The following is a 20,084-nucleotide window of genomic DNA, read 5'->3' as shown; positions in this document are numbered from 1 at the left end:
GGGTGTCGCCGCCCCTAGCCTAGTGGGTAACCTGTTGGAGCCGAACTACAGAAGCTCCCGTAGCCCAACCGGCAGAGGCCATGCACTCAAACTGCATACAGTGTGGGTTCGAATCCCACCGGGGGCACAAATTGTCATACAGGCGTTCGAAGATTGCCTGGTGCATCCACCCGAGATCCGCGCTCGCGCACGAAGTCTCTATCTCGCCGGAGCGACCGTCGCCGAGGCCGCTCGTGCGGTCGGGTTGTCCTACCCCACCGTCCGGCACTGGTGCGTGGACCGCCCCGAGCCGAGGCAGCGGAGCACGGCGGAGCGGTGTTTCCGCTGCCGAGCAGGTGTCGACGATCCGCCAGATCCGGCGCAGTACGCCTATCTCCTCGGCCTCTACCTGGGCGACGGCCACCTCGTCGTGGGCCGGGTACCGGTCCTGCGCGTCTTCTGCGCCGACGACTGGCCGAACCTGATCGCCGCCTGCGAGGACGCGATGCGGGCGGTCATGGCCACGTCCGTGCAGCGGGTGCAGAAACAGGGCTGCGTCGCCGTGCAGAGCTACGGCACGCACTGGCCGTGCCTGTTCCCGCAGCACGGGCCGGGCAAGAAGCACGAGCGCCCAATCGTCCTGGCTGACTGGCAGCGACCCATCATCCAGGCACACCCCGGCGACTTCCTACGCGGTCTTTTCCACTCCGACGGCTGCCGGGTCAGCAACCGGGTGACCGTGCGCGGCAAGAAATACGTCTATCCGCGCTACATGTTCGTCAACGAGTCCACCGACATCATGGGCCTCTGCCAGTGGGCGCTCGACCTGCTCGGCATCGCCTGGCGGATGAACCGCCGCAACTCCCTGTCGGTGGCCCGCCGCGAGGCCGTCGCCGCCCTGGACCGCCACGTCGGCCCGAAGTCCTGACCGGACGGCGCCGGCGATGCGGCTGGGGCCGCAGCTGGAGCCAGCGCCCGCGCCAGGTCAACCCGAGGCGCCGGTGACGCGGCCGGGCCTCAGATCGTGGCCAGCGCCCGCGCCAGATCCGCCCGCAGGTCCTCCGGGTCCTCCAGCCCGACCGAGACGCGCAGCAGCCCGCCGCACGGCTTCGCGTCGCCCTCGACCGGCCGGTGGGTGAGCGAGGCCGGGTGCTGGATCAGCGTGTCGACGCCGCCGAGCGACACCGCGTGGGTGATCAGCTCGCAGGCGCCGGCGACCACGGCGGCGGCGGGCGCGCCGCCGCGTACCTCGAAGGCGAGCAGGCTGCCGGTGCCGGACATCTGGCGGCCGACCAGCCCGGCCGGGTCGTGCAACGACGGGTGGTGCACGCGCTCGACGGCGGGGTGGCCGGCGAGCCAGGCGGCGAGCTTCTCGGCGCCGGCCTGCTGGGCGCGGACCCGCAGCGGCAGGGTCTGCAGGCCGCGGTGCAGCAGGTACGCGCCGAGCGGGTGCAGGACGGCCCCGGTGACGGCGCGGACCTGGCGCAGCCGGGCGGCCCACTCGGGCGCGCAGGCGACGACGCCGGCGAGGACGTCGCCGTGTCCACCGATGCTCTTGGTGGCGCTGTGCAGCACGAGGGCGGCGCCGTGGCGGGCGGGTCGCTGGAGCACCGGGGTGGCGACGGTGTTGTCGACCAGCAGCGGGACGTCGCCGGCGGCGGTGGCGAGCGCGGCGATGTCGACCAGGTCGAGGGTGGGGTTGGCGGGGGTCTCGACGACGACCACTGCGGTGTCGGGGCGGATCGCGGCGGCGACCTCGCCCGCGCGGGCCCAGGTGACCTCGGTGCCGAGCAGGCCGGTGGCGAGGACGTGGTCGGTGCCGCCGTAGAGGGGGCGGACGGCGACGACGTGGCGGTTCCCGTCGCGGGTGGCGGCCAGCAGCGTGGCGGTGAGCGCGGCCATGCCGCTGGCGAACGCGACCGCCTCGGCGGTGCCCTCGAGCTGGGCGAGCGCGGTCTCGAAGCGGGCCACCGTGGGGTTCCAGAGGCGCTGGTAGACGGCGCTGCCGCCGGCCGGGAGGGTGCCGCCGGTGGCGAGCGTCTCGTAGTCGTCGCCGCCGCCGGCGACGGAGGGCAGCGGGTTGGTGGTGGAGAGGTCGATGGGCGGGACGTGGACGCCGAGCCCGGCGAGGTCGTCGCGTCCGGCGTGCACGGCTGCGGTGTCCACGGAAGTCATGGCGGGAAGCGTCGAACATGACGACGCTTCGAGGCAAGAGGAGCGAACAAGATTCTGCGAATCACGCTTTCGTCTCGCCTGAGTTCGGTGAAAGATGGCGGCATGCCTGCCGCACCGAATGATGTACGGCCGTTCGCCGGCCTGGACGACGTCGACCGCGCGATCCTCACCGAACTGGCGACCGACGGGCGGCTGCCCAACAACGCGCTCGCGGAGCGGGTGGGGGTGGCGCCCTCGACGTGCCTGACGCGGACCCGGGCGCTGCGCGAGTGCGGGGCGATCCGCGGGTTCCACGCCGAGGTCGACCCGGCGGCGGTGGGCCTGCCGTTGCAGGCGCTGGTGTCGGTGCGGCTGACGGCGCACGAGCGGGCCGCGGTGGACGCGTTCCGGGCCCGGTCGGTGCGGCTGCCGGGGGTGGTGTCGGTGTTCCACGTCGCGGGCGCGGAGGACTACGTGCTGCACGTGCGGGCGGCCTCGGGTGACGCGCTGCGCGACTTCGTGCTCGACCACCTGGCGGTGGACCCGGTGGTGCAGCACACCCAGACCAGTCTGATCTTCGAGCAGGCCCGGGGTATGGGGTAGCGCACCCGAGGGAACAATTCCGGCACTCGGCAGGTTGCACCCACCCGTGATCGACGTACCGATGTCTGTCCTTGACCTTGCCCCGGTGGCCGCGACCGGCAGCGCCGGTGAGGCGCTGCGGCACACCACCGAGCTGGCCCGCCGCACCGAGGAGCTGGGCTACCGCCGGTTCTGGGTGGCGGAGCACCACAACATGCCGGCGATCGCGAGTTCGGCGCCGGCGGTGCTGCTCGCGCACCTGGCCGCGAACACCAGCACGATCCGGCTGGGTTCGGGCGGGGTGATGCTGCCCAACCACGCGCCGCTGGTGGTGGCCGAGCAGTTCGGCACCCTGGAGGCGCTGCACCCGGGCCGGATCGACCTGGGCATCGGCCGGGCGCCCGGTACCGACCAGGTGACCGCGCTGGCGCTGCGCCGCACCATGGAGGGCCTGTCCGCGGAGCACTTCCCGCGTGAGCTGGCCGACCTGATGAACTACTTCTCCGGCGCCGAGCCGGGGCCGATCACCGCGACGCCGGGTCGGGGGCAGTCGCCGCAGGTGTGGCTGCTCGGGTCCAGCGGGTTCAGCGCCCAGCTCGCCGGCCTGCTCGGGTTGCCGTTCTCGTTCGCGCACCACTTCAGCGCGCAGAACACGATCCCGGCGTTGCAGCTCTACCGGCAGCACTTCCGGCCGTCGCAGTGGCTGGACCGGCCGTACGCGATGGTGGCGGTCAACGCGGTCTGCGCGGAGACCGACGAGCGGGCCGAGTGGCTGGCCGGGCCGGCCGGGCTGTCGTTCCTGAAGCTGCGGTCGGGGCGGCCGGAGCCGCTGGTCACGCCGGAGGAGGCGGCGGCCTACCCGTACTCGGAGTTCGAGCGGGAGTTCGTGGCGCAGCGCCGCGACGGCCAGGCGACCGGCTCGCCGGAGACGGTGGCCGGGCAGCTCGGTGCGCTGGTGGAGCGCACCGGCGCGGACGAGTTGATGCTGACCACGATGGTCTACGACGTGGCGGACCGGGTCCGCTCGTTCGAGTTGATCGCGGAGAAGGTCGCGGGTGGCCTGCGCCGGGAGGGCTGAAACACGCTCTTCATAGCCACGTCACCGCCCCGTCGCGTGGGACGCATAGCTTTGTCCCCGGTGGTGGTACGGCATTCCCGGTCGGGACGGGTCGGGAATGCCGCGGTGTGGTGCACCGGGTCGCCGGCCGAGCGGATTCCGCGGCCGGCGGCCCGGTGCCTGCTTTTCCGTCAGCGCAGGTAGATGTCCGGCGCGGCCGGTGTGCTCATGCCGTCGCCGAGGTGGAATCCCGGGTGCGGCGGTTGGTTGTAGGCGGTGTTCTGCCAGGCCACGGCCACCCGATACTGCGGGTCGTGCATCAGGGTGGGCAGCCGCAGACCGGTGGTGACCGGTGTGCTGTAGATCCGCAGCGCGGTGCTGTCGGCGGTGCGCCAGACCACCTCCTCGCGCCAGTCGCCGAGGATGTCACCGGAGAGTGCCGGGGTGGACTTGGTGCCGTTGTTCGACGCGACGTTGCCGCCGGTGAGCAGGCGGGTCTCGCCGCCGGTGCCGTACTTGTCGACCTTGGTGCCGTCGAGCAGCTCGCGGACCGGATCGCCGTCCCACCAGATCAGGAAGTTCGCCGACGACGGCTTGCGGCCGACGTTCTGACCCCGGGTGTTGAGCAGGCCGTCGACCGCCGACGACCAGGACTCCGCGCCGGGGCTGCCGGCCCAGACGTCGTCGGAGACACCCCGGCCGTTGTCGCCGTCGGGCGCGGTCTGCCAGAGGATCTGCCCGGTACGCGCGTCGGCCATCCACGAGCTGGGCTTGCTGGCGTCCTCGTCGACCTTGAACACCTCCAGGCCGGCGCGGGCCGGGTCGAGGTCGCCGACGTGCAGCGCGTCGCCGTGACCGTTGCCGGTGGAGTAGAGCAGCCGGCCGTTGTCGTCGATCGTGGCAGCGCCGTACACGATCTCCTGGCGGCCGTCGCCGTCCACGTCGGCGACGGACAGGTTGTGGTTGCCCTGACCGGCGGCGGCGCCGTTGCCGGACGCGTTGGAGTCGAACGTCCACCGCCCGCGCAGCGTGCCGTCGCGGAAGTCCCAGGCGGCGATCACCGCCCGGGTGTAGTAGCCGCGCGCCATGACCAGCGAGGGGCGCTGCCCGTCCAGGTAGGCGGTGGCGGCGAGGAACCGGTCCACCCGGTTGCCGTAGGAGTCACCCCAGGACGAGACGGTGCCGCGCGGCGGGTCGTAGTCGACTGTGGACAGGGCGGCGCCGGTGCGGCCGTCGAACATGGTCAGGTACTCGGGGCCGGCGAGCACGTAGCCGCTGGAGTTGCGGTGGTCGGCGGAGGCGTTCCCGATCACCTGGCCGGTGCCGGAGCGGGTGCCGTCGGCGGTCTTCATGGCCACCTCGGCGTCCCCGTCGCCGTCGTAGTCGTACACCTGGAACTGGGTGTAGTGGGCGCCGGCGCGGATGTTTCGGCCCAGGTCGAGGCGCCACAGCCGGGCGCCGGTGAGGGTGTACGCGTCGACGTAGACGGTGCCGGTGTAGCCGGACTGCGAGTTGTCCTTGCTGTTCGACGGGTCCCACTTGAGCACGAACTCGTAGCGGCCGTCGCCGTCGAGGTCGCCCACGCTCGCGTCGTTGGCGGAGTAGGTGTACGCCTCGCCGCCCGGCGTGGTGCCGCCGGGCGGCGGCTGGATCGGCACGTCGAGATAGCCGTTGGCGAACTGCAGCGCCGGGGCGGACGCCGCCTGCTCGGCGCCGTCCACCACGGCCCGCACGGTGTACGCGGACCCGGCGGCCGCGCCGGCGTCCAGGTAGGTGGTGGCGCCGGTGATCGGGCTGCCGTTGACCTTCGTGCCGCCCCGGTAGAGGTTGAACGACACGCCAGTGGTCTCGGTGCCGAGCAGCCGCCAGGAGACCAGGTTCCCGCTGCCGGAGCGGACGCTGATCAGCCCTCGGTCGAGCTTCTCCATCTGCTTGGCGCCGGCCGGTGGCGTGGTCGGTGGAGGCGTCGTGGTGGGGGGTGGTGTGGTGGGCGGAGGTGTGGTCGGGGTCGCGCCGGTGCAGGTGGTGCCGTTGAGCGTGAACGCGCTCGGCACGGGGTTGGCGGCGTTGTTCCACGAGCCGTTGAAGCCGAAGCTCGCGGTGCCGCCGGTGCCGATCGCCGCGTTGTAGCCGGCGTCGCGGGCGGTGACCTGGGCGCCGGACTGGCTGACCGTGGCGTTCCAGGCCTGGACGACCTGCTGGCCGGCGGCGAAGCTCCAGGCGAGCGTCCAGCCGTTCACCGGGTCGCCGAGGTTGGTCACGGTGACGTCGGCGCCGAAGCCGCCGCTCCACTGGTTGGTGATCCGGTAGTCGATCCGGCAGGCAAGGGCCGCCGCGGCGGCGGTCACCGTGGTGAGCGCGCCGGCCGTCAGGGTGAGCGCCGAGGCCGCGGCGAGCAGCGCGAGCCGACGGCGTGGGGTGGTGGGATGCACGGGGATGCCTTTCGCGGAGGTCAGGCACGCGAGGGCGCCGACCTGCCCGGGCCGGCGAGAGACTACGCGCGCTGACGCGACGGCCGACGCCGGACATCGACGTCGGTAACTAGGCTCCGCGTTCCGTCAGGTTAGGGCATCGCCGCACACCCGACAAGCCGCTCTCCCGACAAGGCCGGCGCCCCCGGCCCCTCGCCGGAGGCGGAGACCGCCGGCCGCTGACTCCCGCCGGCCGCTGACTCCCGCCGGCCGCTGGCCGGTGACGGTGAACGCGTCCCGTCCGCCGTCCGCCCCGGCCACGGGTCGGATTGCCGGCTGGCGGTCCGTCACTCGCGGTAACCGCCGTCCACGGCCGACGATGGAGAGGCGATATACCGCTGAGTCATGAATATGTCCCAGCGGTATATCGCTCGAAAGGGATTGAGGTCTCGACCGGCGACGCGCCGACGGAGGCCGCGCCGGCGGGTGTTCAGCCGGGAGCTTGTCGTGGCGGGATCGCCCCGGGAGACGCCGCTCCCGCCCGGCCCGGATCACCAGGCGCGGGCCGGAGCCGGCCGCGTCAGCTCTCGACGGCGGCAGCGAGCCGGCGGGACTCCCCCGGCTCGTCGAGCGAGGTGGCAGCCTCGGGGGCGACGGGAACGGCCGGAGCGGCGGGAACGGCTGAAGCGGCCGGAGCGGCCGGAGTGGCGGCGAGCGCCGCGTCGACCGTGGCGCGGGCACGGCGGGCACGGCGCAGCGCGCGTACCGCCAGCACCACGGCGACCAGCCAGCCGGCGCCGAGCGCCGCGTAGACCAGGGCCGGCACCGGGCCGCCCAGCTCGCCGGCGCGCAGCAGGGTGCGGGCGTTGGTCAGCACGATCACGCCGCCGATGACGGCGCCGAGCACCTGGGCGGGCACGATGCGGACCAGCCAGGCCGCGATCGGCGCGGCGATCAGGCCGCCGACCAGCAGCGCGGCCACGGTGGGCAGCAGGAAGCCCTCGGAGCCGAGCCCGATCAGGAAGCCGAGGCTGGCCGCGCCCGCCACCACGAACTCGGAGGTGTCCACCGAGCCGATGACCTTGCGCGGCTCCATCCGGCCGGAGACCAGCAGCGCCGGGGTGGCGACCGGACCCCAGCCGCCACCGCCGGTGGCGTCGACGAAGCCGGCGACCAGCCCGAGCGGGGCCAGGAAGCGGCTGCGCAGCCGGCCGGCGGCGCGGTTGGCGCGCAGCGGCCGGGAGAAGCGGACCAGCAGGTACGCGCCGAGGGTGAACAGGATGGCGGCCATCCAGGGGGCGGCCGACTCGGTGGAGATGGAGCTGAGGAAGGTGGCGCCGGCGAACGCGCCGAGCGCGCCCGGCAGGGCGATGCGCCCGACCACCTTCCAGTCGACGTTGCCGAAGCGCCAGTGCGAGACGCCGGCGGCGAGCGTGGTGCCGATCTCGGCCAGGTGCACCGAGGCGGAGGCGGCGGCCGGCGCGACCCCGGCGAAGAGCAGCAGGGTCGAGGAGGTCAGCCCGTACGCCATGCCGAGAGCGCCGTCGACCAGTTGCGCGGCGAGCCCGACGAGGGCGAGGACCAGCAGCTTGCGCACGAGCGCCCCCTGACTTTTCGGTATCTCCTATCGACTTGGTCGACAATGCGGCACGGAGGGGGTCCCGGTCAAGTCCCCCATCCGGTTGGTGGGAACACGCCGGACGGCCCCGAGGGCGGGCGGTCGGGAGCGCAGCGGCGGGCGTCAGCTCCAGGCGCGCGGGTCGGCGGCCAGCTCGTTGACCCGGCCGGGCAGCGTGCCGGCGGCCACGTCGGCGATGGTGACCAGCTCCAGGATCTCCCGCTCGCTGGCCCGCAGCGCGATCCAGACGTCCTGCAGCGCACGGGCCGCGCCCTGGTAGCCGAGCTGCTCCGGACGCTGCCCGCGCACGTGCGCGAGCGGGCCGTCGATCACGCGGATCACCTCGGCCAGGGAGATCTCGGACGCCGGCCGGGCCAGCCAGTAGCCGCCCTCCGGGCCGCGCTGCGCGTGCACGATGCCGCCCCGGCGCAGCTGGAGCAGGATGCTCTCGAGGAACTTCGGCGGGATGTCCTGGGAGCGGGCGATCTGCTCGGCGGTCACCGGCCGACTCCGCCCGACGGCCGCGCCGTCGGCGACCGAGGCCAGCTCGGCGGCCGCACGGAGGGCGTAGTCGACCCGGGCGGAGAGACGCATGCCGGCAAGGTTAGTCGCCGGTTCAGCCGCCCGGACTCCCGACCCTCGGCCGATCGGTCACGGTTGCCGGCTCAGCCGCCGACCCGACGCAGCAGCCCCTCCTGCACGGCGCTGGCGATGTGCCGGCCGTCGGTGGTGAACATCCGGCCGGTGGCCAGGCCACGGGCCCCCGACGCCGACGGGCTCCAGCAGTCGTAGAGGAACCACTCGTCGGCACGGAACGGCCGGTGGAACCAGAGCGCGTGGTCGAGGCTGGCGCCCACCACACCACCCGGCCCCCACACCTCGCCGTGCACCGACAGCACCGAGTCGAGCAGCGTCAGGTCGGACGCGTACGTGAGGGCGCAGGCGTGCAGCAGCGGATCGTCCGGCAGCTTGCCGTCGATGCGCATCCAGACCCGCTGGTGCGGCTCCGCCGGCCGGTCGCCGGGGCGTACCCAGCCGGGCTCGCCGACGTAGCGCACGTCGATCGGGCGCGGGATCTGACCCCAGATGCCGAGCCGTTCCGGGTAGCGGGACAGCCGGTCGGTCATGGTCGGCACGTCGTCCGGCGCGGGCACGTCGGGCGGGAGCGGGGCGTGGTGGTCCAGCCCCTCCTCCTGCCGCTGGAACGACGCCGACATGAAGAAGATCGGCTTGTCGTGCTGCAACGCCACCGAGCGGCGCACCGAGAAGGAGCGGCCGTCGCGGACGTTCTCCACCTGGTAGTCGATCGGCTCGGCCGGGTCGCCGGGCCGGACGAAGTAGCCGTGCAGCGAGTGCACGGCCCGCTCCGGGTCGACCGTGCGGCCGGCCGCGACCAACGCCTGGCCGGCGACCTGACCGCCGTAGACCCGCTGCGGGCCCACCGGCGGGCTCATCCCGCGGAAGGCCATCTCGCCGGTCTGTGCCAGGTCCAGCACCTCCAGCAGCTGGTCGACCGCCGCCTGCCCGGTCGCCACCGGAGCGTCACTCACTGCGCCACCTTCGTTCGCGACTGCGGGGCTCGCAAACCCGGCTCACTCCTCGCGCTCACTGGAGCGCCCGGGCCGAGGCCGCGTCGACGAGCGAACCGAGCTGGTGCACCCGCAGCGTGTTGGTGGAACCGGGGGTGCCGGGCGGGCTGCCCGCCACGATCACCACGTAGTCGCCCGGGTTGGCCCGGTTGAGGCCGAGCAGCGCCTGGTCGACCTGGCGGAACATGTCGTCCGTGTGCTCGACGAACGGCATCAGGAACGTCTCCACGCCCCAGCAGAGCGCGAGCTGGTTGCGCACCTCCGGCACCGGGGTGAAGGCCAGCAGCGGCAGGTCGCAGTGCAGCCGGCTGAGTCGCTTGACGGTGTCGCCGGTCTGCGAGAACGCGACCATGGCCTTGGCGCCGATGGCGCGGGCGATGGAGGACGCGGCGACGGTCAGCGCGCCGCCGTGCGTACGCGGGTCGTGCTGCAACCGGGGGACGGCGATCGAGCCGGCCTCGGTGGTGGTGACGATCTTCGCCATGGTGCTGACGGTGAGCACCGGGTACTTGCCGACGCTGGTCTCGCCGGAGAGCATCACCGCGTCCGCGCCGTCGAGCACCGCGTTGGCCACGTCGGAGGCCTCGGCACGGGTGGGTCGGGAGTTCTCGATCATCGAGTCGAGCATCTGGGTGGCCACGATGACCGGCTTGGCGTTCTCCCGGCAGAGCTGCACGGCGCGCTTCTGCACCAGCGGGACCTGGTCCAGCGGCAGCTCGACGCCGAGGTCGCCGCGGGCGACCATGACGCCGTCGAAGGCGAGCACGATCGCCTCCAGGTGGTCGACCGCCTCCGGCTTCTCGACCTTGGCGAGGACCGGGCGGCGCACACCCTCCTCGTCCATGATCGAGTGGACCAGCTTGATGTCCTCCGCCGAGCGGACGAACGACAGCGCGACCAGGTCGACGCCGAGGCCGAGGGCGAAGCGCAGGTCCTCGGCGTCCTTGTCGGACATGGCCGGGACGCTGACCGCCACGTTGGGCAGCGAGACGCCCTTGTTGTTGGAGACCGGGCCGCCCTCGGTGACCAGGCAGCGGATGTCGTTGCCGGTGACGTCGCTGACCTCGACCGCGACCCGGCCGTCGTCGATCAGCAGCCGGTCGCCCGGCTTCACCTCCTGCGGCAGCTTGCGGTAGGTGCAGGAGACCCGCTCCTTGGTGCCGACGATCTCGTCACTGGTGATCACGACGGAGTCGCCGGTGCGCCACTCGTGCGGCCCGTCGGCGAAGCGGCCGAGGCGGATCTTGGGACCCTGGAGGTCGGCGAGGACGGCGACCGGCTTGCCGGAGGCCTCGGCGGCCTCCCGGACCATCCGGTAGACCGACTCGTGGTCGGCGTGACTGCCGTGGCTGAAGTTGAGCCTCGCCACGTTCATGCCCGCCTCGACGAGCCCCCGGATGCGCTCCGGGGACGAGGTGGCGGGGCCGAGAGTGCAGACGATCTTCGCGCGGCGTGTCACGCCCATCAGGCTAGTCTCTCCTCCGGGTCGACCTGCCGGCCGACCCCTTGCGGACTGAGGAACAGTTGTCCAACGACGCGCGAAACCCGCGCGGGCGGGCGGTGGATGCACCGCACCGCGACGTCGTGAGTGGCGGGCATCGGCGACCGCGCGGCGGAAATCGTACCGCTCGCCGTCACCGTCCGGCCGGGTGCTCCCGGGGATCCGGCCGCCCCTGTCCGGCCCGGGGCGCGGGCGGGCCGGCCGGCGGCAGCGTGGGCACGGCCGAGAAGACGCCACGCGGGTCGTAGCGGCGCTTGGCCCGGCGCAGCCGGTCCCAGTTCGGCCCGTAGGCCAGCCGGACCCGGTCGGTCTCCTCCGGCGCGAGCAGGTTCGGGTAGCCGCCGGGCAACGCGTGCGGGGCCAGGGCCGCGCTGGTGTGCTCGGCCCACGCCCGGTGCGGCGCCGGGTCGCCGCCCGGCGCCCAGACCGCGATGATCTCGGCGAGCAGGTGGTCGGCGCGCAGCCCGAACGCGGTCTCCCCCACCCCCACCCGGGCCGCCGCGCCGTGGAAGTGGTGCAGCGCGATCGCGGAGAACGGCGAGCTGACCGCGCCGGCCGCCGCGGTCAGCGCGGCCACCACCGGCTCGTCCACCCGGGGCAACCACCGGGTACGCAGCAGGTAGTGGTTGCCGTCGGCCATCCCGCCGTCGAACATGCGCAGCACGTCCTCGTACGGCAGCGGTGCGACCTGGTCGACCAGCGGGGTGCCGAGCGCCCGCAGCCGGTCCACCGCGGCCCGGCCCGCCGCCTCGTCGGCGCCGGTGAACACCGGGGCGAGGAAGACCACCGGCTCCCCCGCCGGGCCGGGCAGGAAGCCGGCCATCACGGTCAACTCGTCCGGCGCCCGGCGGACCTCCTCGCCGTAGCCGCGCAGTACCGCCGCCGCCTGGTCCAGCGGGAACAGCAGCATGCCGGCGAGCGCGGCGGCCAGCGGGTGGGTGCGGTAGCGCAGCGCGGTGACCACGCCGAAGTTGCCGCCTCCGCCGCGCAACGCCCAGTACAGCTCGGGCTCGTGCGTGGCGTCGGCGGTCACCCGGCGGCCGTCGGCGAGCACCACCTCGGCCCCGAGCAGGTTGTCCAGCGCCAACCCGAACCGGCCGCAGAGCGGGCCGTACCCGCCGGCCAGGGTCAGCCCGGCCAGCCCGACCGCGCGCACCACACCGGTGGCGACGACCCGGTCGTACGGTCGCAGGGCGGCGAGCACGTCGGCGGCCGTCGCCCCGCCACCCACGGTGACCTCCCCGGTCCCGGGGTCGAGGTCCACCCGGCGCAGCGCGGTGAGGTCGAGGACCAGGCCGCCGTCGCGCAGGGCCCGGCCGGCCCAGTCGTGGCCGCCGGCACGCACCGACAGCGGCACGTGGCAACGCCCGGCGACGCGAACCGCGCGCGCGACCTCCCCGGCGTCGCCGACGCGGGCCACCAGGGCGGGCGTGGCGGCCGGGGCACCGTTCCACAGCCGCACGGCGTCGGGGTACCCGGCGTCGGCCGGGGTGAGCAGGCGGTCGCCGAGCAGCTCGCGGAGCAGGTCGGTGGCGCGCGGCAGGTCCGGGGCGGAGGTCATGGCGGCTCCTCGACCGACCCGGGCCGGCGGCGCCGGACGGGCCGGGGCGGCTCACTGCGCCGGACCGTAGCACCGCCGCGACGCCGCCGCCGTCGCCCGCGCGACAGTGCGCGGCGACCCTCAGCTCTGGGTCTTGAGCAGCGGGAACTCCAGCGAGCCGGCGGGGCAGAGGAAGGTGAGCACCTCGACCCGGTAGAGCCCGGCCTGCACCGCGGGATCGGCCTCCATCACGCTGCGCACGTCGTCCACCGAACCGGTCCGGGCCAGGCCGAAGCCGATCGGCGGGTCGGGTTCCCGGGCCGGGCCGTCCACCGAGCCGTCGACCAGCACGATGCCGCGTCGCTGCAGCGCCCCCATGTGCTGGACGTGCTCGGCCTGCAACCGCTGCACGGTCTCCTCCGGCAGCGCCCGCCCGGACGGACCCGGGTAGAGCACGATGCATTCGTACGTGTCCAGCGCGAAGTCGAGCCGTGGCGTCGCCCCCATGCGCACCTCCTGACCACCGTCCCGCCCAGCCTCGCACGCCGGCCCCGGCCGCCGGGTGGCGTCGCGGCAACTGGCGGCCACGGTGCGACGGTTGCCGACCCGCCGGGCCGTTCGTCCCGTCGCGCGCGCGACGGGGACCGGTCCGACGATCGCCCGCGGCGGCGTGCCGCTGGTACGTTTCCGGGTACTGCGGACGCCCACACCCGAGCGGAGGTCCCGGGTGAGCATCACCCCGCCGGACGGCGCCCGGTCGCCGGACGTCGTCGCCGCCACCGGCGCGGACGCGGGCGCGGTTCGCGGCGATCAGCGGCTGCGGCTGCTCGCCGCGCTGGCCACGGCGCTGTCCGACGCGAGCGACCCGGACGAGGTGGCCCGGCGGGCGGTCAAGGTGCTGGCCGGAACTCCCGCGCTGCCCTTCGTGCGGCTTCACCTGGCCGGGCCGGACGGTCCACGACCGGCCGCCGCGGACGGGGTCGAGGTTCCGCCGGCGTCGGCCGACGGGTGGCCGGTGGCCGCCGTGCTGGCCGACGGCATGCCCCGGCTGCTGCCGCCGCGGTCCACCGACGGCGGGTCGGCCGCGCCGGTCGTCGCCCTGCTGCCCGTGCCCGACCCGGACGGCGACCGCCCGGCCGGGGTGCTGGTCGCCGCGCTGGCCCCGGGCGGCCCGGTCGACGCCGACGCCCGCGCCTTCGTCGAGCTGGTCGCCGGGCAGGTCGGCACGGCGCTGGCGCTGGCCCGGGCGAGGCGCCGGCGGGCGGCGGACCGCGCCGCGCCGGCCGAGCTGCGGCTGTTCCAGGCGCTGGTGGAACGCTCCGGCGACTTCATCGCGGTGGCCACGCCGGACGGCCGGACCGTCTACGTCAACCCGGCCGGACGGGCGCTGGTCGGGCTCGGTGACCGGGAGCGGGTGGACGGGCTGGGCCTGGTCGACTTCGCCGCCCCGGACGCGCGGGAGCTGTGGCGCACCGAGCTCATCCCGACCGCGTTGCGCGAGGGGCACCACCGGGCGGAGAGCCGCCTCGTGCGCCGGGACACCGGCGAGGCGATCGACGTCGACCACCAGACGTTCACCGTCGCCACCGGCGACGGGCGGGACGGCACCGCGTTCGTGGCCACCGTGGCGCGCGACGTCAGCGACCGGCAGCGGGCGCTGCGCCGGGCGGAGGCGCTGGCCCGGCTCGCCGGGGCGCTCAGCTCGGCGCGTGGCCACGAGGCCATCGTGGAGGTGGTGACCACGGTCGGGCCGGCCGTGGTGGACGCGGTCGCGCTGCGGGTGGCGCTCGCCCGACCCGGCCGTACCGTGCTCGACGTGGCCGGCGGCGACGTCACCGCCGAGCGGGTGCCGGTGGACGCCGAGGCCCCGCTGGCCCGCGCGGTACGCGACAACGCGGCCCTGCCGCTGACCGGCGTCGACGGCCGGACCACCGGGCTGTGCCTGCCGCTGCGCTACGGCGACGGTGCCGCGCTGGGCGCCCTGGAGGTGCGCTGGGCCGGGCCGGTCGCCGAGGACGAGGCGCTGCGGAACCTGCTCGACGCGGTGGCCGGGTTGTGCAGCCAGGCGCTGCAACGGGCCGAGCTGACCGGGTCGGCACAGGCGATGGCCGGCTTCGCCGCCCGGCTCAGCGTGACCCGCTCCACCGCCGAGGCGATCGAGGTGATCCTCGACGCCGCCACCACCGCGCTCGGGGCGGAGCTGCCCGGGCTGGCCATGCGGGACGAGGGCCGCCGGGTCCGGCTCTGGTACCACGGCGACGTGCCGGGCACGCTGGCCGCCACGTTCCGCGACCTGACCGTCGACGACCCGCGCCCGATCGTGCGCGCGCTGCGCGACGGGGAGCGCATCGTGCTGCGCGACCGGGCCGACTTCGCCGCCCGGTTCCCCGGGCTGGCCGACCCGGTCGGCGGGCACGGCCTGGTCACCACCGTGGCGCTGCCGCTGTTCGGCGCCGGTCGCCGCCCGATCGCCGCGCTGGGTTTCGGTTGGCGACGGGAACGGCCGCTGCGCGACAGCGACCTGGCGCTGCTGGACACCGTCGCCGACCTGTGCGAGCAGACGCTGGAGCGGGTCCGGCTGGCCGCCGCCGAGCACAACCTGGTGACCCGCCTGGCCGGCCGGCTGCGCAGCTCGTCGCTGACCACCCCGCGCGGCCTGGAGGTGGCCACCCGCTACCGGCCCGCGATGAGCGGCCTGCACCTGGGCGGCGACTGGTACGACCTGGTCCGGCAGGAGGGCGACCGGCTGGCCGTGGTGCTCGGCGACGTGGTCGGGCACCAGGTGGAGGCCGCCGCCGACATGGCGCAGCTGCGCACCATGCTGAACACGCTGATCCGGCTGGGCGTGCCGCTGGAGGAGGTGTTCCTGCGGCTCACCGAGCTGCTCGGCGTCGGCTTCCTCGGCACCTGTCTGGTCGTGGTGGTCGACCCGCGGGCCCGCACCGCGCGGGTGGCCCGCGCCGGCCACCCGCACCCGGTGGTGCTGCCCACCGGCGCGCCGCCGCGCACCGTGCAGACCGAGAACGCGATGCCGCTGGGCATGGTGGACCGGCCGATGACCGTCACCACGATCCCGTTCGGCCCCGGCGACCTGCTGGTGGCGTACACGGACGGGCTGGTGGAGCGGCGCGGCCGGCCGTACGACGAGGGCGTCGGGGCGCTGCACCGGGCGCTGGTCGCGGTGCGCGACGAGCCGGCGGAGGCGATCGCGGACGCGTTGCTGCGCGACCTGGCCGGCTCCGAGGACGACCAGGCGCTGGTGGTGCTGCGGCACCTCGGCTGAGCGGGCATCGGCGGGCCGTTTCGGGGAATGTCGAACGGTCGGGCGGCGTGACCGCCCGCCGACCGCGACACAGGAGGACCGTGATGGCCACCAGCACCCAGCCGGCGAAGGCGTCGGGCAGCTACCGGATCGGCGGTGACCTGCGGGTCGACCGCCTCGGCTACGGGGCGATGCAGCTCACCGGCCCGGGCGTCTGGGGCGATCCGAAGGACCCGGCCGAGGCGGTGCGGGTGCTGCGCCGCGCGTACGAGCTGGGCGTGACGTTCATCGACACCGCGGACTCGTACGGGCCGTTCGTCAGCGAGATGCTGATCCGGGAGGCGCTGCACCCGTACGCCGAGGACCTGGTGGTCGCGACGAAGGCCGGGCTGACCCGCTCCGGTCCGGGCGACTGGCGGCCGGTGGGGCGCCCGGAGTACCTGCGCCAGCAGTGCGAGCTGAGCCTGCGCCACCTGGGGCTGGACTGCATCCCGCTCTACCAGCTGCACCGGATCGACGAGAAGGTGCCGCTGGCCGACCAGCTCGGTGAGCTGGCGCTGCTCAAGCAGGAGGGCAAGATCCGGCACATCGGGCTTTCCGAGGTGAGCGTCGAGCAGATCGAGCAGGCCCGGGCGGTCACCCCGATCGTGTCGGTGCAGAACCTCTACAACCTGGCCGACCGCAGCGCCGAGGACGTGCTGACCCACTGCGAGCGCAACGACCTGGCGTTCATCCCGTGGTTCCCGATCGCCACCGGCAACCTGGCCCGCCCCGGTGGCCCGCTGGACGCGATCTCGACCGGCCACGGCGCCAGCCCCGCGCAGCTCGCCCTGGCCTGGCTGTTGCGGCGCTCGCCGGTCATGCTGCCCATTCCGGGTACGTCGTCGGTGGCGCACCTGGAGGAGAACGTGGCGGCGGCCGAGGTGGAGCTGAGCGACGACGAGTTCGAGGCGTTGGCGCACGCGGCCTGAGCCGGTCGGCCCTTTGCGGCGCGTGATCGAGCAACTACCGTCAGAAGGATTCTCATGAGTGGGGGTCCGCTGTGGACGAGTTCGACTACGTCGTCGTGGGCGCCGGTGCGGCCGGGTGCGTGCTGGCCAACCGGCTCTCCGAGGACCCGGGCACCCGGGTGCTGCTGCTGGAGGCGGGGGGCTGGGACCGCAGCCCGTTCGTCCGCGTGCCGAAGGCGTTCTCCCGGTTGATGGACGACCCGCGCACCGCCTGGCACTACCCGGCGACGATCGGGCCCGGCCGGCGGGAGACCTGGCAGCGCGGCCGGATGATCGGTGGTTCGACCTCGGTCAACGGGATGATCTGGAGCCGGGGCGCGGCCCGGGACTGGGACGCGCTGGCGCCGCTGGGCTGGGGCTGGTCCACGATGCGACAGGTGTTCCAGCGGCTGGAGGACCACCCGCTGGGCCCCGCGCCGCACCGGGGCGTCGGCGGTCCGGTGCGGCTCTCCGTCGCCACCGGCACCGACCCGCTCGCCGAGGAGATGGTGGCGACCGGCGTCGGGCTGGGCTGGCGCCGGGTGGACGACCTGGACGCCGACGACGACGAGCGGATCGGCTACCCGACCGCCACCATCCACGGCGGACGCCGGGTCAGCGCCGCCGACGCGTTCCTGCACCCGTGCCGCGGCCGACCCAACCTGACCGTCGTGGTCGAGGCGGTCGTGCTGCGCGTGCTGGTCGAGGGCGGCCGGGCGGTCGGCGTACGGGTCGCGCACCGGGGCCGGGAGGTCGAGCACCGGGCGGCCGGCGAGGTGATCCTCGCCGCCGGGGCCCTGGCCACCCCGCAGCTGTTGCAGGTCTCCGGCATCGGGCCGGCGGACACCCTGCGCGCGGCCGGCGTGCCGGTGCTGCTCGACCGGCGTCGGGTGGGCGCCGGCCTGCGGGAGCACCGGTCCGTCGCGATGCAGCACCGGCTCGCCGGGCCGGGCGGCTACAACGCCCGGCTCGGCAGTCCGCTCGGGCAGGCCCGCGCGGCGCTGCGCTGGCTGCTCACCCGGGGCGGCCCGCTCGCGCTGCCGGTGCTCGACGTCGCGGCCCACGTGAAGTCCCGGCCGGAGCTGGACCGCCCGGACGCCCACCTGCTGATGGCGCCGTTCTCCGCCGCCCCGCCGCGTCCGGGTCGGGCGCTGGAGCTGGAACGGGAGCCCGGCGTGATGTGCCTGGGCACGGTGACCCGGCCGGACAGCGAGGGCCACCTCGCGATCACCGACGCCGACCCGCGCATCCCACCGGCGATCGTGGCGAACTATCTGGCCACCGCGCACGACCGGCGGGTGGCGGTCGACCTGTTCCGCCGGATGCGGGAGTTCTTCGGCGCCGGGCCGATCGCCGGGCGGGTCCGGGCGGAGACGGTGCCCGGGCCGGCCACCCGGACCGACGAGGAGATCGTCGCGGCGGCCGTCGCGCACGGCTACTGCGGCTACCACGCCATCGGCACCTGCGCGATGGGCCCGGACGACGACCACGTGGTGGATCCGCGGCTGCGGGTGCGCGGCGTCGACGGGCTACGGGTGGTCGACGCGTCGGTGCTGCCGGTGATGGTGGCGGGCTGGACCAGCGCCCCCGTGACCGCGCTGGCCTGGCGGGCGTCCGACCTGATCCTCGGTCGCGACCGGGGGTGAGCGTCCCGGTCCGGGCCCGCCCGTCGGCGGGCCCGGAACGGGTCAGACGGCGAAGCAGTTCGGCCGGATCTGCGCGCCGGCCAACGTCTGGCGCACCGCCGTGTAGGTGGTGCCGTCCAGGACCAGGCCGAGGTGCCCGACGATCCGCAGCGGGCACCACGCCTGCACCAGGATGTTGGTCGCGCCGTCGGCGAGCGCCGCGTTGTCGACCGGCCGGACCAGTTCGTCCTGCCAGGTGCGCACCGTGGTCCAGCGGACCGGGCCCGGCGTGTCGTCACCGGCGTTGAGGTCGGCGAGGAAGCTCGACCCGATGGTCATCTGCTGGCAGGCGACGATGCCGGCACAGCTGCCCAGCCCCAGGAAGTTGACGATGTTGGCGACGTAGGTGCCGTACTGCGGGCTGCCCAGGCTGACGTACTGGTCGACCTTGGCGGAGCCGCCGAGGAACTTGACGTACCAGCGGCTGACCAGGCCACCCTCGGAGTGGGTGACCAGGTCGACCCGGCTCGCGCCGGTGGCGGCACGGACCTGGTCCACGTAGGACGACAGTGCCCGGGCGGACTCGCGGATGTCGCCGAAGCCGAGGTTCGGCAGTTGGTAGATGGAGACCCGGTAGCCGTCGGCCCGCAGCCGGGCGGCGATCGGCTCGTAGGCGATGGAGATTCCGATCAGGCCGCCGACCACGACGACCGGGTCGGCCGCCGCGGCGGCGGCCCGGTCGGCGGCGGTGACGGTGTCCACGGTGGACGCCGTGGAGGTGGACGCCGTGGCCGGCGGGGTGGTGGGTTCGGCTGCGGCGTGCGCGGCGGTGGCCGGCAGGAGCAGGGCGGTGGCGGCGGTGGTGGCGGCCAGGATCGTTCGGAGCAGCATGGGCTGCACCTCCGGTGGGGAGGCACCCGGGGGACCCGGGAGGGACGGGTGGGATCCGATCGATCGTGGGAACGATGATGCGTGTCCGATTTCACACACGTCAATGGAAAGTTACGCGCCGGTAACCAGTTGTCGCGCCCTCCGCGCAAACCGGCATCCCGGGCCGGATTCCGCACCCGGCGATGCGACGCGGCTACATGTCGAGGATCCGGGCCAACTCGGTCGGCGAGGCCGTGCAACTGACATTGGTGAGGAGTTCCGCATCGTGCCGGACCAGGGCAACGCCCCGCGGCGAGGTGTAGAACACGACGGGCGTCAGGTCACCACGCCGACGCAGTTCGCGCACCAGATCGAGCCCGGCGGTTGGGTTGAAGCGGCCGCTCTCGGTGCGGCCCACGTCCGAGACGATCACGGTCGGCGTCATGCCTTCGAGCAGCTTCAAGGCCGTCTCGGTGGAGGTCGCCTGCACCACCTCGTAGCCACCGTCCGTCGCCCGAGCCCGCTCGTACAGGTTTCCGCCGGGTTCGTCGTCGACCCAGAGGATTCCCCGCGGAGCGGGATGGCTCCCCATGGGCTCGACACTCGGCTCCTGCCCGCGGTCGACCAGTGCGGACAGTTCGTTCACCCGGTCCTGCAGGTCTTCGATGAGCTTGCGAGTCTCGTTCGAGGCGGTCTGGACACTGACCCTGGCACCGCCCACCTCGACATCGACCGAGTGGCTCTCCCGCAGCAGCCGGCGCACCGCGGGCAGAAGGTAGATCAGGATCACGACCACCAGAAGTGGCCATGCCAGGGTTGCCACCGCTCGCATGATGTCCGCCATGCCCGCCACTCACATCGATCGACGCCAAAGGGACTCGTGGACGCTAGCCCGAGGCAAGTCGCC

At 74.2% G+C, this 20,084-nt stretch carries 16 protein-coding genes and 1 tRNA gene; 7 read left to right on the top strand and 10 right to left on the bottom strand.

All coding sequences use genetic code 11. The features are described from left to right. The first annotated feature begins 53 nt into the window (after nucleotides 1-53). Nucleotides 54-127, top strand: a tRNA-Leu gene (locus tag CO540_RS28785). After that, the gene (locus CO540_RS28780) at nucleotides 101-907 is read left to right on the top strand and encodes a transcriptional regulator (protein ID WP_371682252.1); all 807 of its coding nucleotides are present in this window, start codon (nucleotides 101-103) and stop codon (nucleotides 905-907) included. Before CO540_RS28785 ends, CO540_RS28780 begins: the two co-directional genes overlap by 27 nt. 89 nt (nucleotides 908-996) lie before the next feature. Here CO540_RS28780 and CO540_RS28775 read toward each other — a convergent pair whose 3' ends face one another. Beyond that, the gene (locus CO540_RS28775) at nucleotides 997-2,154 is read right to left on the bottom strand and encodes a PLP-dependent aspartate aminotransferase family protein (protein ID WP_099164344.1); all 1,158 of its coding nucleotides are present in this window, start codon (nucleotides 2,152-2,154) and stop codon (nucleotides 997-999) included. 102 nt (nucleotides 2,155-2,256) lie between these two features. On the opposite strand from CO540_RS28775, the gene CO540_RS28770 reads away from it, so the two are divergent. Beyond that, a complete protein-coding gene (locus tag CO540_RS28770; RefSeq protein ID WP_098748120.1) occupies nucleotides 2,257-2,736 on the top strand; it encodes an Lrp/AsnC family transcriptional regulator in 480 nt (159 codons plus the stop codon). A 61-nt stretch (nucleotides 2,737-2,797) separates the two neighbouring features. Continuing rightward, the gene (locus CO540_RS28765; RefSeq protein WP_172967959.1) at nucleotides 2,798-3,793 is read left to right on the top strand and encodes an LLM class flavin-dependent oxidoreductase; all 996 of its coding nucleotides are present in this window, start codon (nucleotides 2,798-2,800) and stop codon (nucleotides 3,791-3,793) included. A gap of 170 nt (nucleotides 3,794-3,963) precedes the next feature. Here CO540_RS28765 and CO540_RS28760 read toward each other — a convergent pair whose 3' ends face one another. From CO540_RS28760 to CO540_RS28730, 7 genes are all read right to left on the bottom strand, one after another. Further along, nucleotides 3,964-6,204 (bottom strand): cellulose binding domain-containing protein, encoded by a 2,241-nt coding sequence (locus CO540_RS28760; RefSeq protein ID WP_099164342.1) that lies wholly within the window; start codon nucleotides 6,202-6,204, stop codon nucleotides 3,964-3,966. A gap of 559 nt (nucleotides 6,205-6,763) precedes the next feature. Further along, on the bottom strand, nucleotides 6,764-7,780 hold the full coding sequence (locus CO540_RS28755; protein WP_099164341.1) for a sulfite exporter TauE/SafE family protein: 1,017 nt from the start codon (nucleotides 7,778-7,780) through the stop codon (nucleotides 6,764-6,766). 144 nt (nucleotides 7,781-7,924) lie between these two features. Further along, entirely contained in the window at nucleotides 7,925-8,395 is a 471-nt protein-coding gene (locus CO540_RS28750) for an Rrf2 family transcriptional regulator (protein WP_099164340.1), read from the bottom strand. Nucleotides 8,396-8,466: 71 nt separating this feature from the next. Continuing rightward, a complete protein-coding gene (locus CO540_RS28745; protein ID WP_091573348.1) occupies nucleotides 8,467-9,336 on the bottom strand; it encodes an acyl-CoA thioesterase II in 870 nt (289 codons plus the stop codon). A 70-nt stretch (nucleotides 9,337-9,406) separates the two neighbouring features. Then, nucleotides 9,407-10,855: a pyruvate kinase gene (pyk, locus tag CO540_RS28740; protein WP_099164339.1), complete on the bottom strand. Its 1,449-nt coding sequence runs from the start codon at nucleotides 10,853-10,855 to the stop codon at nucleotides 9,407-9,409. Between the two features lie 169 nt (nucleotides 10,856-11,024). Next, nucleotides 11,025-12,452, bottom strand: coding sequence for an FAD-binding oxidoreductase (locus CO540_RS28735; protein WP_099164338.1), 1,428 nt, complete (start codon nucleotides 12,450-12,452; stop codon nucleotides 11,025-11,027). A 120-nt stretch (nucleotides 12,453-12,572) separates the two neighbouring features. Continuing rightward, nucleotides 12,573-12,938, bottom strand: coding sequence for a YciI family protein (locus CO540_RS28730; RefSeq protein WP_091573345.1), 366 nt, complete (start codon nucleotides 12,936-12,938; stop codon nucleotides 12,573-12,575). A 220-nt stretch (nucleotides 12,939-13,158) separates the two neighbouring features. Here CO540_RS28730 and CO540_RS28725 point away from each other — a divergent pair, with 220 nt between their 5' ends. The 3 genes from CO540_RS28725 (at nucleotide 13,159) to CO540_RS28715 (ending at nucleotide 18,328) form a co-directional block, all read left to right on the top strand. After that, entirely contained in the window at nucleotides 13,159-15,714 is a 2,556-nt protein-coding gene (locus tag CO540_RS28725) for a SpoIIE family protein phosphatase (RefSeq protein ID WP_099164337.1), read from the top strand. Between the two features lie 83 nt (nucleotides 15,715-15,797). Beyond that, nucleotides 15,798-16,664: an aldo/keto reductase gene (locus tag CO540_RS28720; protein ID WP_099164336.1), complete on the top strand. Its 867-nt coding sequence runs from the start codon at nucleotides 15,798-15,800 to the stop codon at nucleotides 16,662-16,664. 71 nt (nucleotides 16,665-16,735) lie between these two features. Then, nucleotides 16,736-18,328, top strand: coding sequence for a GMC family oxidoreductase (locus CO540_RS28715; RefSeq protein ID WP_099164335.1), 1,593 nt, complete (start codon nucleotides 16,736-16,738; stop codon nucleotides 18,326-18,328). Nucleotides 18,329-18,370: 42 nt separating this feature from the next. On the opposite strand, the gene CO540_RS28710 is transcribed toward CO540_RS28715, so the two are convergent. Continuing rightward, nucleotides 18,371-19,198 (bottom strand): alpha/beta fold hydrolase, encoded by an 828-nt coding sequence (locus CO540_RS28710; protein WP_099165007.1) that lies wholly within the window; start codon nucleotides 19,196-19,198, stop codon nucleotides 18,371-18,373. 193 nt (nucleotides 19,199-19,391) lie between these two features. Next, nucleotides 19,392-20,021 (bottom strand): response regulator, encoded by a 630-nt coding sequence (locus CO540_RS28705; RefSeq protein WP_099164334.1) that lies wholly within the window; start codon nucleotides 20,019-20,021, stop codon nucleotides 19,392-19,394. Nucleotides 20,022-20,084 lie beyond the last annotated feature (63 nt).

The sequence above is a fragment of the Micromonospora sp. WMMA2032 genome (genome assembly GCF_002688545.1).
Lineage (GTDB): Bacteria > Actinomycetota > Actinomycetes > Mycobacteriales > Micromonosporaceae > Micromonospora > Micromonospora sediminicola.
This window is presented reverse-complemented; position numbering and strand designations above follow the sequence as displayed.